This is a genomic window from Epibacterium sp. ABZ3_068 (assembly GCF_056159265.1).
Genome location: NZ_JBSWUV010000001.1, coordinates 1,447,760 through 1,460,591 on the forward strand (window position 1 = coordinate 1,447,760; position 12,832 = coordinate 1,460,591).

Genomic DNA, 12,832 nt, shown 5'->3' on the forward strand with positions numbered 1-12,832 from the left:
ATTCCTGATAAAATTGGTGGAAATAGGAACACCATGAGGAACCAGACTGAGATCGGGGCACGCCAATGAGCGCTGCAGACACGGAAAAGACTTATGCGCCTCACGGCAAGCGCGGTGGAAAACGGGCTGGAACCGGAGCGTTCAAAACGGTTGGTCTGATCCTCGCCGCAACCTGTCTTTTGCCAATGGTGGCCGTCTTGCTGGCCGCTGTAACCGGCGGTTTTGGTGCGGTTGGACATCTGGCAGAAACCGTATTGCCGCGATATGCCGGAACGACCGTGTTGCTGGTGCTGATGGTGGCTGTTGGTACTTTTTCCATAGGTGTCGGTGCCGCCTGGTTGGTCACCATGACGCGGTTTCCGGGGGTGCGCCTGTTTGAGATGCTGCTGGTCTTGCCACTGGCCTTCCCGGCCTATGTGCTTGCCTATGCCTATACCTATGTTCTGGATCACCCGGGTATTGTGCAATCCACCCTGCGTGACGTGACGGGGTGGGGGCCGCGCGATTACTGGTTTCCCGAAATTCGATCACTGCCGGGTGCGGCGCTGATGCTGGTTCTTGTCCTTTACCCGTATGTCTATCTGCTGGCGCGGGCGGCCTTTATGCAGCAGACCGCCGGGGCCTTTCTGGCGGCGCGGGCTTTGGGCAACAGCTCCTGGCAGGCGTTCTGGCGCGTGAGCCTGCCCATGGCGCGCCCAGCCATTGCCACGGGCGTTCTTTTGGCCGTTATGGAAACCGTGGCAGATTTTGGCACTGTCTCCTATTTTGGCGTTCAAACCTTTGCCACCGGTATCTACACCAGTTGGTTTTCCCTGGCTGACCGCAGCGGAGCCGCGCAATTGGCGCTGTGTTTGTTGGTGTTTTCATTGATGCTGTCGGTGAGCGAACGCGTTAGCCGCGGTCGCGCGCGGTATCATCAGGCCGGAAAACAACATGCCAAGATGCCCCCGGCCGAGTTGGACGGCGCGCGCCGCGTGGCTGCGTGGGTGTTGGGCGGATTGCCCATTCTGTTGGGTTTTGTTCTGCCAATTGCCATTCTTGTGTTGATGGGGCTTGAGTCCGAACAGAATCTGCTCAGCCGTAGATACGTGCAATTTATCCAGAACTCATTGACGCTGGCGGGCACGGCTGCGGTGATTACAGTGGCAGCCGCAATCTGTTTAGGGATTTACCAGCGTTTGCAGCCGGGCCGGGTTTCGGCCTGGGCGTCTTATGTTGCACGGTTGGGATACGCGGTGCCGGGCGGGGTCATTGCAGTCGGGCTGATGGTGCCCTTTGCGGCCTTTGACAACACGCTTGATGCCTGGATGCGCGCAACCTTTGACATTCGCACCGGGTTGCTGGTTACCGGGTCGATCTGGCTTTTGGTGGCGGCCTATATGGTGCGGTTCCTGTCCGCAGCCCTTGGCGCTTATGAAGGTGGGCAGGCCACGGTACATGCGAATATGGATGCGGCGGCGCGATCGTTGGGGCAGACACCGATGGGCATGTTGCGCCGTGTGCACCTGCCGCTGCTGACGCCAAGCCTGCTGACCGCGCTGTTGATTGTGTTTGTGGATGTGATGAAAGAATTGCCCGCCACCCTGATCATGCGCCCGTTCAACTTTGATACGCTGGCAGTTCAGGCCTATCGGCTCGCATCTGATGAGCGCCTTGAAGGTGCGGCGGTGCCCTCGCTGGTCATTGTTGCCGTTGGGTTGATTCCGGTTATCCTGATTTGTCGTCAGGTCGGGCGTCGATAGCACCGTCACGAAAAAGAAAGAGGCGCGGATTTCTCCGCACCTCCTGTGTTCCACGAAAACCGGGTTGGATTACTTCCAGTTCACTTCGTTGAAGATCTTCTGGGCAACCGGAATATTCTTGGCGACCTCGGACAGAACAACGTCGTCTGCTTTGAATTCGCCGAGTTTCGCGACATTCGGAGCAAGTTCTACACCTGCCACAACCGGGAATTCGTCGTTGCCGTTGGAGAAATACTTCTGCGCAGAATCAGATGCCAGATACTCCAGAAACTTGATCGCGTTCTCTTTGTTTGGTGCGTTAACAGCAACGCCGGCACCGGACAGGTTCATATGCGCACCTTCCGCGTCCTGAGACGGGAATACCCAGCCGATCATGTCGATGTCATCCGACAGGCCTTTGACGTTTTTGCGCAGGGCGCGGGCAAAATAATAGCTGTTGGAAACAGAGATTTCGCATTCGCCAGACACAATACCGCGCAGCTGGTCGGTGTCGCCACCCTGTGGATCGCGGGCCATATTCGCAACAACACCTGCTGCCCAGTCCTTGGCCACGTCTTCGCCGTGGTTGGTTACGATGGCCGCCAACAAAGTCTGGTTATAGGTGTTTGAGGAAGAGCGGATGCAGACCAGACCTTTGTATTCGGGTTTGGCCAGGTCCAGATAGGTTGCGGGTGGGTTTGCAACGTCTGCCTTGTCAAAGAAGATGATACGCGAACGCTGCGAGAAGCCGAACCACTGGTTGTCGGCGTCCTGCAGATTGGCCGGGATCTTCTCTTCCAGAATGGCGCTGTCGACGGACTGGAGTACGCCGGCGTTCTTGGCGCGCGCCAGGCGGGATGTATCCACGGTCAGCAGAATGTCGGCAGGAGAGTTTGCACCTTCTGCCTGCATACGGGCCAGCAGTTCGTCTGCTTTGCCTTCGATACGGTTGATGGTGATGCCGGTTGCATCCTCGAAATCCGAATAGAGACGTTCGTCGGTGTCATAATGACGCGAGGAATAAAGGTTCAATTCACCTTCAGCGGCGGCGGCGGTGGCGACGGCTGCGGTCAGCGCGCCCAGAAAGAATGTTTTTGTGGTCATCATTTAGCGTCCCGTATTTCGGAATGAAAACTCGTTGCCGGTAATCCGACTGAAAATGTCAATTAATGGTTTTGCGGCAGGATGCAAACTAAATTCCAACAATAACACTCGGAATTCTCGTGCGCAGAGTGTCACAATTGGAAAACCTGAGTGTGCGCAAACGAAAAAGACCACATCAGAAGATGTGGTCTTTAAATAATCCGTAACGTCAATTTTCGACGTGATCTTAGCCCTGACGCGCTTTGAATTTGCGCTGGGTCTTGTTGATCACATAGACGCGGCCCTTGCGACGCACAACGCGGCAATCACGATGCCGGTTCTTGAGCGAGCGGAGCGAGTTCTTGACCTTCATGGCCTCTCTCCTGTTCCTGCGGCGCGCGAACCAGCGCCTGGGTTGACGGGTGCCTTGATCTGCCTTCAGATCCCGACAATGAAATCATGGTGGGCGATACAAGGTTCGAACTTGTGACCCCTTCGATGTCAACGAAGTGCTCTACCACTGAGCTAATCGCCCCTGATTACCTGCGTTTCACTAGCCCCTAAAAAGGAAAGGGGCGCGAAGTTCCGCGCCGGTGAAGGGGTCTATAATAAGAGTCGCAGACGGGCGCAAGAGCTTTTGGCAAAGGAAATTCCGGTCTAAGGTGTTTCTTGTAACAAATTTTCGGAGCCGGGATGACGGATACAGCTTTTCGATTGGAAATGCCGCGTGTTCTGCGGTCTGGTGTCGTCTTTGCCTCGCCTCACAGCGGGGACAGATATCGCGAAAGTTTCCTTGGGCGCTCTATTTTGAACGATCTGCAAATCCGCAGTTCCTCAGATGCCTTTGTGGATGAGCTTTTTTCGTCTGCACCGCGGTTGGGGGCACCCTTGTTATGTGCAACGGTTCCTCGTTCTTTTGTGGATTTGAATCGCGCGCCTGACGAACTGGATCCGGCTTTGATACAAGGTGTTCAGAAGAAAGGGCAAAATCCGAGAGTTGCGTCGGGTCTGGGGGTGATTCCCCGCGTGGTGGCCAATGGTCGTGCGATTTATTCGGGTAAAATGCCTTTGACCGAAGCAGAAGACCGGCTGCAAAAATACTGGCATCCTTATCACAAGCAGTTGAGCGACTTGATCTCACGCGGAAAACGTCGATTCGGTGTGTCAGTGTTGATCGACTGTCATTCGATGCCCCATGAGGCGATCGGAGAGCCAAGTCTGCGCAATGGGCGCAAACCCGAAGTTGTTCTGGGGGATCGATTCGGGGCCTCTTGCAGCAGTGACGTCATGGAGCAGGTCGAAGCGGCGTTTAAGCGGGCCGGCTTGACGGTTGCGCGAAATGCGCCGTTTGCCGGCGCGTATATTACTCAGACCTATGGGCGCCCTTCGCATAATCAGCATGCGATCCAGGTGGAAATCGACCGGTCTCTTTACATGGATGAGCAGAAGATTGAGCGGCATCGCGGGTTTGACGCATTGCATACCGTGCTGACCGGGGTGGTTGCCGAACTGATCGCAATGGGACAAGAACCGCAGCGCATTGCTGCTGAATGACCGGCTTCCCCTCTGAGCAGTGAAATTTAGCGAAGTGCGCGACCTTTAAGAATCGCGCCATCTCCGAATTTGGCGCGAATCTTGTCCGCGGCCCGCTCTGCCTGCGCGCGCTGTCCGGCCTGAGGGTCCAATAGATCGCCAGTCATGTCTGCTTGGGTCTCCGGAACCAGATCAGAGATGCCGCAACCGATAAGGCGAAAAGGGCCTTCGCCAATGGCGTGATCCAGCATGTCGCGTGCGGTCCTGTATATCTGATCGGCAATCTGAGTTGCGTCTCTTAATGATGTGCGGCGCGTAAGGGATGAGTGATTGGCGCGTTTGAGCTTGAGAGTGACAACGCGACCGGCCATCTCTTTGGCCTTGGCGCGGTCTGCGACCTTTTCCGCCAGCCTCCAAAGGTGGCCATCCAGCACCTGAAGGTTCTGAGTGTCTTCAAAGAACGTTGTTTCGTTCGAGATGGATTTTAACGGCGTGCGGGCAGAGACCCGGCGGCGATCCTGACCGCGTGCAAGATGAAAAAGCCGCTCTCCCATGCTGCCGAACCGGTTGATGAGATCCTGTTGGTCCCACCGGAGCAGATCTTCAAAAGTGCGAATGCCGGCTTTGCCAAGTGACTCCTGCGCCGCCGGGCCAATGCCCCAGATCAGTCGCACGGGTTTATCGCGCAGGAAATCCTGCGTTTCGCGGACTCCAATCACCGAGAACCCGCGGGGCTTGTCCAGATCTGATGCAACCTTGGCCAGGAACTTGTTGTGGCTGAGGCCGATGGAGCCGGTTATGCCCAGTTCATCTTTCATCCGTTTGACCAATCGTGCGAGCATTATCGCAGGCGGCGCGCCATGCAGTTTTTCGGTGCCTGTCAAATCCATAAAGGCTTCGTCCAGTGACAGGGGTTCTACTACGGGCGTCAGCTCGTCCATCAAGGCGCGGACCTGTCGGCTGACCTCCACATAGGCCTTCATGCGTGGTTTGACGACCACTGCGTCAGGGCACAGCTTCAGGGCCTGAAACATCGGCATGGCAGAGCGCACGCCGCGAATGCGGGCCAGATAACAGGCGGTAGAGACAACACCGCGTTTGCCGCCGCCTACGATTACAGGTTTGTCCGCAAGCTCCGGATTGTCGCGCTTTTCGACGCTGGCAAAAAACGCGTCACAGTCCATATGTGCAATCGAAAGGGAAAACAGCTCTTCATGGGCCAGGATTCGCGGGCTGCGGCATTTGGGGCAGCGTCGAGCTGGCGTGAGAACGCACAAACAATCGCGGCAAAGAGCGTGCATCACAAGCATCCGGTTGCGGGGTGGGACGTCCCATCATATCTATGTCGCAGGGGATTGTCTTTATCGATTGCAGGGGCGAGCATGTCATTTACCGGTGCTAAACTGGCTTTGTTTCTGGGGTCAAAACTGGTTGTGATCCTGAGGGATGACAATCCGGATATTCCCTTTCCGGCCTATTGGGATTTACCAGGCGGCGGCCGCGAAGGGGAGGAAAGCCCTAAGGCCTGTGCGTTGCGGGAAACTCAGGAAGAACTTGGAATCACGTTGGAAGAGCTCGATATTGTCTGGGCGCGGAGCTACGCGGCAGATGCCGAGGTGTCCTGGTTCTTTGCCGCTCATTTACCAGAGGATCGCGTGGACGAGATTCGTTTGGGAGACGAGGGGCAATGCTGGGAGATGTGGACGCCCGAGGCCTATTGTGCGCATGCCAAAGCTGTGCCGAATTTCAGGACAAGATTGCAAGAATACCTCGAGGCTAAAAGTGTAGAGCTTTGGGATTGATGCAATCAGCGGGCGTTTGGGGCCCTAAAAACAAAGTCCCCCGCGTGCGCGGGGGAAGTTGACGGGCCTCAGGAAGAACCGCCCGTCAGGGGAGTGTCCTGACCACAGGTTCCCGCAGTTCCCGCAGTTTCGTAAAGGTCTGCGGGCCAAGAATCATAGGGAAAGAATCACCTGTGCCTTTTGGGTTACATGCAGATTTTTTAGGGAAAACTGGGGCGAATCGGAAAAGCCCCGCGTTCCCAATTGATTGACGTAGTTTCCGTGAGCGTCAATTGATGCGATGCAGGCGGAGTTTGGCCGACGGGAAAATATTTCTCGCCGGCGTGAATTTAGGCAATTTCCTTACCAAATGGTTAATCCAGCCAACAGCAGCGCGCTGACTGCAGGTGATTCACCGGTTAGCGGTTTGGGGTTTTCGCTTGCGGGCTTTTCAGCTCGTTTAATATCGCGGTGGCCGCAGCGCGCGGGTCTTCTGCCTTCCAGATCGGGCGGCCCACCACAATGTGGTCGGCGCCGTCTGCGATGGCATTGGCCGGTGTTGCAACGCGTTTTTGATCCCCTAGGTCTGCGCCTGCCGGGCGGACACCCGGGGTGACAATCAGCTTGCCTTTTGCCTCTGGCAGGGCACGGATCAGGGCCGCTTCTTGCGGGCTGGCGATTACACCATCCGCGCCAGCTGCCAAAGCATTGCCAGCGCGTTCAATCACCAGATCCTTGACGGCACCTTCCTTGATCAGCGCGCCGTCCAGATCTTGACGGTCCAGCGACGTCAGGATGGTCACCGCCAGAATTTTCAGATCTTTACCGCCGGCCCCTTCCTTGGCTGCCTTAATAACATAGGGGTCGCCGTGAACGGTCAGGAAATCGAGGTCAAACTGCGCCAGACCCCGCACCGCGTTTTCCACCGTGGCCCCGATGTCAAAGAGCTTCATATCAAGGAAAATGCGTTTTCCGTGCTCCTGCTTCAGCTCGTTTGCAAGTGCCAGGCCGCCGCCGGTCAGCATCCCCAGGCCAATCTTGTAGAAAGAGACCGCATCGCCGATCTGTTCGGCCAGTTTCAGCCCGGCCAACGCATCGGGTACGTCCATGGCAACAATCAGGCGGTCGTCTGCTGCGGGCTGGGTCATTCTTCTACTCTCCGGGCTTTGGGGGAACTTGCGCATTCCTAATCGGGTCGAACGCGGCTGAAAACCCCCTATCCCTGCCCAATTTGCGCCAGATCAGGGAAATCTAAGTGAATTTGGTCCATAGTCTTGAAGTGGCGGGGAAACTGCCCAAATCTGAAGATGAGGCCCAAACCGGGACGCGCTGCCAAGCGGGCGTTCCATAGTTGCAGGGCGCTTTGAAAAGGAGAACGAGATGGACTTGAACAAGTTCACTGAGCGGGCACGGGGATTCGTGCAGGCAGCGCAAACCATTGCTTTGCGCGAAGGGCACCAGCGGATGGTCCCGGAACATCTTTTGAAATCATTGATGGACGATGATCAGGGGCTGGCCAGCAATCTGATCTCTCGTGCGGGCGGAAATGCGGCCCGTGTTGCAGAGGCTGCGCAGGACGCTGTGAATAAATTGCCCAAGATCTCGGGCGATGTCGGCCAGATCTATCTGGATGGGCAAACAGCCAAAGTTCTGGATGAGGCGGCCAAGATTGCCGATAAGGCGGGCGACAGTTTTGTTCCGGTCGAACGTATGCTGATGGCGTTGGCCTTGGTAAAATCCAAAGCCAAGGATGCGCTGGTCGCAGGCGATGTCTCGGCGCAGAAGTTGAACGAGGCGATCAACGATATTCGAAAAGGGCGCACTGCGGACAGTGCAACCGCCGAGGAAGGCTATGACGCGCTGAAGAAATATGCGCTGGACCTGACTGAACGCGCGCGTGAGGGCAAGATTGACCCGATCATTGGGCGTGACGAGGAAATCCGCCGCGCCATGCAGGTGTTGAGCCGTCGGACCAAGAACAATCCGGTGCTGATTGGTGAACCTGGCGTGGGTAAAACCGCGATTGCGGAAGGCATGGCACTGAGGATCGTGAATGGCGACGTGCCAGAGAGCTTGCGCGACAAACAGCTGTTGTCCTTGGACATGGGCGCGCTGATTGCCGGAGCCAAATATCGTGGTGAGTTTGAAGAGCGCCTGAAGGCTGTTTTGACCGAGGTCGGCGAAGCCGCCGGTGAAATTGTACTGTTCATTGACGAAATGCACACGCTGGTTGGGGCCGGGAAATCCGATGGCGCGATGGATGCTGCGAACCTGATCAAGCCAGCGCTTGCCCGCGGGGAGTTGCATTGCATCGGGGCAACCACGCTGGATGAATACCGGAAATATGTGGAAAAGGACGCAGCACTTGCCCGTCGGTTCCAGCCGGTGATGGTCGAAGAACCCACGGTGGAGGACACCGTGTCGATCCTGCGTGGCATCAAGGAAAAATATGAGCTTCACCATGGGGTGCGGATTGCCGATGCCGCATTGGTGGCAGCCGCAACCTTGTCGAGCCGTTATATCACTGACCGTTTCTTGCCGGATAAGGCTATCGACCTTGTGGATGAGGCGGCAAGCCGTCTGCGGATGCAGGTGGACAGCAAACCCGAAGAACTGGATGCGCTGGATCGTCAGATCCTGCAACTCCAGATCGAAGAAGAGGCGCTGAAGCTGGAAGAAGATGCGGCGTCACAGGATCGTCTGGACCGGCTGCAAAAAGAGCTGGCAGATCTGCAGGAGCAATCTGCCGAAATGACCGCCCAATGGCAGGCGGAGCGCGACAAGCTGGCGTCAGCGACTGAGCTGAAGGAACAACTGGAAAAGGCGCGTTCCGATCTGGAGATTGCGACCAGAAACGGTGACTTTGCCCGCGCTGGTGAGCTGTCCTATGGCGTTATTCCGGGGCTGGAGAAAAAGCTGGCCGAAGCGGATGACAAGGAGCAGCAGGGGCGGATGGTCGATGAGGCGGTGCGTCCTGAACAGATCGCTGACGTTGTCGAGCGCTGGACGGGTATCCCGACGTCGCGCATGTTGGAAGGCGAACGTGAGAAGCTGTTGCGGATGGAGGACGAGCTGCATGCGCGGGTCATCGGACAGAATGCGGCTGTTACTGCGCTGTCCAACGCAGTTCGGCGTGCCCGTGCCGGGCTGAATGACGAAAACCGCCCGCTGGGATCATTCCTGTTCCTGGGCCCAACCGGTGTTGGTAAAACTGAGCTGACAAAGGCAGTGGCTGAGTTCCTGTTTGACGATGACAGCGCAATGGTTCGTGTTGATATGTCCGAGTTCATGGAAAAACACGCGGTGGCGCGTCTGATCGGTGCCCCTCCGGGCTATGTTGGTTATGACGAGGGCGGTGTTCTGACGGAGGCCGTGCGGCGTAAACCCTATCAGGTGGTGCTGTTTGATGAGGTCGAAAAGGCGCATCCGGATGTGTTCAACGTACTGCTGCAAGTACTGGATGATGGGCAATTGACGGATGGCCAGGGTCGGACGGTGGACTTTAAACAGACGCTGATCATTTTGACGTCGAATCTTGGGGCGCAGGCGCTGAGCCAACTGCCCGAAGGTGCCGATGCCTCTGACGCCAAACGGGACGTGATGGATGCGGTCAAGGCACACTTCCGGCCTGAATTCCTGAACCGTCTGGATGAGACCATTATCTTTGACCGCCTTGCGCGGGGGGATATGGACGGGATTGTCAAAATCCAGTTGTCGCGCCTTTTGAAACGTCTGGCTGGTCGCAAGATTGCGCTGGAGTTGGATGACGCGGCGAAAACATGGCTGGCAGATGAGGGCTATGATCCGGTCTTTGGGGCTCGTCCGCTCAAGCGTGTGATCCAACGTGCCTTGCAAAACCCGCTGGCTGAGATGCTTTTGGCCGGAGATATCATGGACGGCGACACCGTTCCCGTTTCGGCCGGTGCAGAGGGGCTGGTGATCGGAGATCGCGTTGGTCGATCGGACCGTCCGCGACCTGATGATGCGGTGGTTCATTAAACTTGCAGCACATTGACATAATGTATGAAACGCGCCGGGGACTCGGCGCGTTTTTTCTTTGACGATGCCGCGGCGATATTCACCTTCAAGTCACGTAAACGTGAAATCCGTTGCGATGTTTTGCAGCGAGGACACAGTTCTGTGAGTTGTCCTTGGCGATAACGACCCGGCTGCTTTATCGGTTGTATAAGATATTCAGAGTTTTGGGCGCGTGAATGGCGTGTGGCCCACATGGAGGTGAGTATGGGGTTTGCCCTGAACGCGTTGGAAATCCTGGTTTTTGCCTTTGTCTTTATCATTGGCGCTCTTTTGTTTGTGGGGGCGGCTTTCTTTGTTATTGACCGGCGACAGACCAAGGACGCGATCCGCCGCAATTACCCGGTCATCGGGCGGTTCCGGCATCTCTTCTCGGAGCTTGGGGAGTTCTTCCGACAGTATTTCTTTGCCATGGATCGTGAAGAGCTTCCTTTTAACCGCGCTCAGCGGGATTGGGTTGATCGGGCGGCTGAAGGAGCAGGAAATACAATTGCCTTTGGGTCCACGCGGAATACTGCGGTTCCGGGAACGGCGATTTTTGTAAATGCGCCCTTTCCCAAACTGGACGCGGATTTTGCCAAGACCGAACCGTTGGAAATTGGCCCGACCGCGCGGGTGCCATTTCATGCCCCGTCGATCTTTAATGTATCGGGGATGAGTTACGGCGCCCTGTCCAAACCCGCTGTGCAAGCGCTCAGCCGCGGCGCCAAGGAGGCAGGTGTGTGGCTGAATACCGGTGAGGGCGGGTTAAGCCCGTTTCATCTGGAAGGCGGGTGCGACATCGTTTTCCAGATCGGCACCGCAAAATATGGTGTGCGTACGCCCGATGGCGGGATCAGCGATGAGAAGCTGCGCGCCGCTGCGGCCCATGAACAGGTCCGCATGTTCGAAATCAAACTGTCTCAAGGGGCCAAGCCCGGAAAGGGTGGGATCCTTCCTGCGGCAAAGGTCAACGCCGAGATCGCGGCCATCCGCGGCATAAAAGAGGGTGAGGCCAGCATCTCTCCCAATCGTCATCCGGAAATTGCCAACTGGGACGATCTTTTGGATATGATTTCCCATGTCCGCGAAGTGACTGGAAAGCCCGTGGGGATCAAAATTGTGGTGGGGGGCGAAGCGGTGATGCGGGAGATGTTTATGAACATCGCCATCCGGACACAGGGCGCGCCTGATTTTATCACCCTTGATGGCGGCGAAGGGGGAACCGGTGCGGCGCCTATGCCGCTGATGGATCTTGTTGGCATGTCTGTGCGCGAGGCGCTGCCGATGGTCTGTAACCTGCGCGATGAGTACGGGCTGCACGAACGCATTCGCCTTATTGCCAGTGGGAAGCTGGTCAATCCCGGCGACGTGGCCTGGGCTTTGGCCGCAGGCGCGGATTTTGTGACCTCGGCACGCGGGTTCATGTTCTCGCTTGGCTGTATACAGGCGCTCAAGTGTAACAAGAACACCTGCCCAACAGGTATCACCACCCACAACCCCCGCTTTCAAAAGGGGTTGGTGGTAGAAGAGAAATATAAACGCGTCGCCCGCTATGCGCAGGAATTGGTGCATGAGGTTGAGGTGATTGCCCATTCGGTCGGTGTGGCGGAACCGCGCCAGATGCGCCGCAGACATGTGCGGATCATGCAAGATGGTGGTCACTCTCGCCCGATGAACGAGTTGATGCCAAGTTACAGCGCCGTCGCGGAGACGTGACGGGTTATGTTTTGAGGCCCCTGTGGGTCTTACTTTAGAAACAGACTGAATGTTTGAGAGAAGGAGTGCGCCCGTGGCCCACCGTTGGAAAAACGACCTGTCCGCTGATGACGTGACACCCGAAGCGCTGTTCTGGAACCGCCGCAAAGTTCTTGCTGGTCTTGCGGGGAGTGGGCTGGCTGCTGTTTCCGCTGGGTCTGCTCAGGCTGAAGAGGCGCTGACGACGAATACGTGGGAAGAGGTTACGAACTACTGCAACTTCTATGAATTCGGCACCCGCAAGACCGACCCGGCCGAAAACGCAGGACAGCTGACAACCAAACCTTGGAGTGTGACAATCGAGGGGCTGGTAGACCGCCCCGGTGAATATGCGTTCAGCGATATCATGGAGCAGATGACCATCGAAGAGCGCATCTATCGCTTCCGCTGTGTCGAGGCGTGGTCGATGGTGGTACCCTGGAACGGCTTTGAGCTGGCGGATCTGCTGAACCTGGCTGGGGTGCAGGAAGGTGCAAAATACGTGGCCTTTGAAACCTTGCTGCGTCCTGATGAAATGCCCGGCACGCGCTATCCGGTGCTCGACTGGCCGTATCGCGAAGGTCTGCGTCTGGATGAAGCCATGCACCCTTTGACATTGATGGCGACGGGAATCTTCGGCAAGCCCCTCCCCAATCAGAATGGCGCGCCCCTGCGTCTTGTGGTGCCATGGAAATATGGCTTCAAATCCATCAAATCGATTGTAAAGATCACTCTGACCGATCAGCAGCCCGAGACCAGCTGGAATATGGCAAACGGGCGTGAATACGGCTTCTATTCAAACGTGAACCCAAATGTGGATCATCCGCGCTGGAGCCAGGCGTCAGAACGGCTTTTGGGCGGTGGTATCTTTGCCAAACGCCAACCGACACAGATGTTCAATGGTTACGAGGAAGAGGTCGCTCATCTTTACGATGGGATGGATCTCAGAAAGTTCTATTGAAA

10 protein-coding genes and 1 tRNA gene are annotated in these 12,832 nt (G+C 56.6%); 6 read left to right on the forward strand and 5 right to left on the reverse strand.

Features of this window, described 5'->3' with window-relative positions; translation table 11 throughout:
- Positions 1–65 precede the first annotated feature (65 nt).
- Positions 66–1,742: an ABC transporter permease gene (locus ACXAEW_RS06855; RefSeq protein ID WP_474940622.1), complete on the forward strand. Its 1,677-nt coding sequence runs from the start codon at positions 66–68 to the stop codon at positions 1,740–1,742.
- Positions 1,743–1,811: 69 nt separating this feature from the next.
- On the opposite strand, the gene ACXAEW_RS06860 is transcribed toward ACXAEW_RS06855, so the two are convergent.
- The 3 genes from ACXAEW_RS06860 to ACXAEW_RS06870 all read right to left on the reverse strand — a co-directional run bounded on the left by ACXAEW_RS06860 (position 1,812) and on the right by ACXAEW_RS06870 (position 3,339).
- The gene (locus ACXAEW_RS06860; RefSeq protein WP_474940623.1) at positions 1,812–2,825 is read right to left on the reverse strand and encodes an extracellular solute-binding protein; all 1,014 of its coding nucleotides are present in this window, start codon (positions 2,823–2,825) and stop codon (positions 1,812–1,814) included.
- Between the two features lie 226 nt (positions 2,826–3,051).
- Complete coding sequence (gene ykgO / locus ACXAEW_RS06865) at positions 3,052–3,177, reverse strand: type B 50S ribosomal protein L36 (protein ID WP_005648635.1); 126 nt, start codon at positions 3,175–3,177, stop codon at positions 3,052–3,054.
- An 87-nt stretch (positions 3,178–3,264) separates the two neighbouring features.
- Positions 3,265–3,339: transfer RNA gene (locus ACXAEW_RS06870), tRNA-Val, on the reverse strand.
- Between the two features lie 158 nt (positions 3,340–3,497).
- Between ACXAEW_RS06870 and ACXAEW_RS06875 the strand changes: the two genes are divergently transcribed.
- Complete coding sequence (locus ACXAEW_RS06875) at positions 3,498–4,358, forward strand: N-formylglutamate amidohydrolase (protein ID WP_474940624.1); 861 nt, start codon at positions 3,498–3,500, stop codon at positions 4,356–4,358.
- 26 nt (positions 4,359–4,384) lie between these two features.
- Here ACXAEW_RS06875 and ACXAEW_RS06880 read toward each other — a convergent pair whose 3' ends face one another.
- Complete coding sequence (locus ACXAEW_RS06880) at positions 4,385–5,638, reverse strand: DNA polymerase IV (RefSeq protein WP_474940625.1); 1,254 nt, start codon at positions 5,636–5,638, stop codon at positions 4,385–4,387.
- 81 nt (positions 5,639–5,719) lie between these two features.
- Here ACXAEW_RS06880 and ACXAEW_RS06885 point away from each other — a divergent pair, with 81 nt between their 5' ends.
- Positions 5,720–6,139, forward strand: coding sequence for an NUDIX hydrolase (locus ACXAEW_RS06885; protein WP_474940626.1), 420 nt, complete (start codon positions 5,720–5,722; stop codon positions 6,137–6,139).
- Between the two features lie 398 nt (positions 6,140–6,537).
- On the opposite strand, the gene pyrF is transcribed toward ACXAEW_RS06885, so the two are convergent.
- Positions 6,538–7,266 carry an orotidine-5'-phosphate decarboxylase gene (gene pyrF / locus ACXAEW_RS06890; RefSeq protein ID WP_474940627.1) on the reverse strand — a complete coding sequence of 243 codons (729 nt, stop codon included), beginning with the start codon at positions 7,264–7,266 and terminating at the stop codon, positions 6,538–6,540.
- A 232-nt stretch (positions 7,267–7,498) separates the two neighbouring features.
- Between pyrF and clpB the strand changes: the two genes are divergently transcribed.
- From clpB to msrP, 3 genes are all read left to right on the forward strand, one after another.
- Positions 7,499–10,117 carry an ATP-dependent chaperone ClpB gene (clpB, locus tag ACXAEW_RS06895; protein WP_474940628.1) on the forward strand — a complete coding sequence of 873 codons (2,619 nt, stop codon included), beginning with the start codon at positions 7,499–7,501 and terminating at the stop codon, positions 10,115–10,117.
- Between the two features lie 243 nt (positions 10,118–10,360).
- Positions 10,361–11,851 (forward strand): FMN-binding glutamate synthase family protein, encoded by a 1,491-nt coding sequence (locus tag ACXAEW_RS06900; protein WP_474940629.1) that lies wholly within the window; start codon positions 10,361–10,363, stop codon positions 11,849–11,851.
- A gap of 73 nt (positions 11,852–11,924) precedes the next feature.
- Positions 11,925–12,830, forward strand: coding sequence for a protein-methionine-sulfoxide reductase catalytic subunit MsrP (gene msrP / locus ACXAEW_RS06905; protein WP_474940630.1), 906 nt, complete (start codon positions 11,925–11,927; stop codon positions 12,828–12,830).
- The last annotated feature ends 2 nt before the right edge of the window (positions 12,831–12,832 follow it).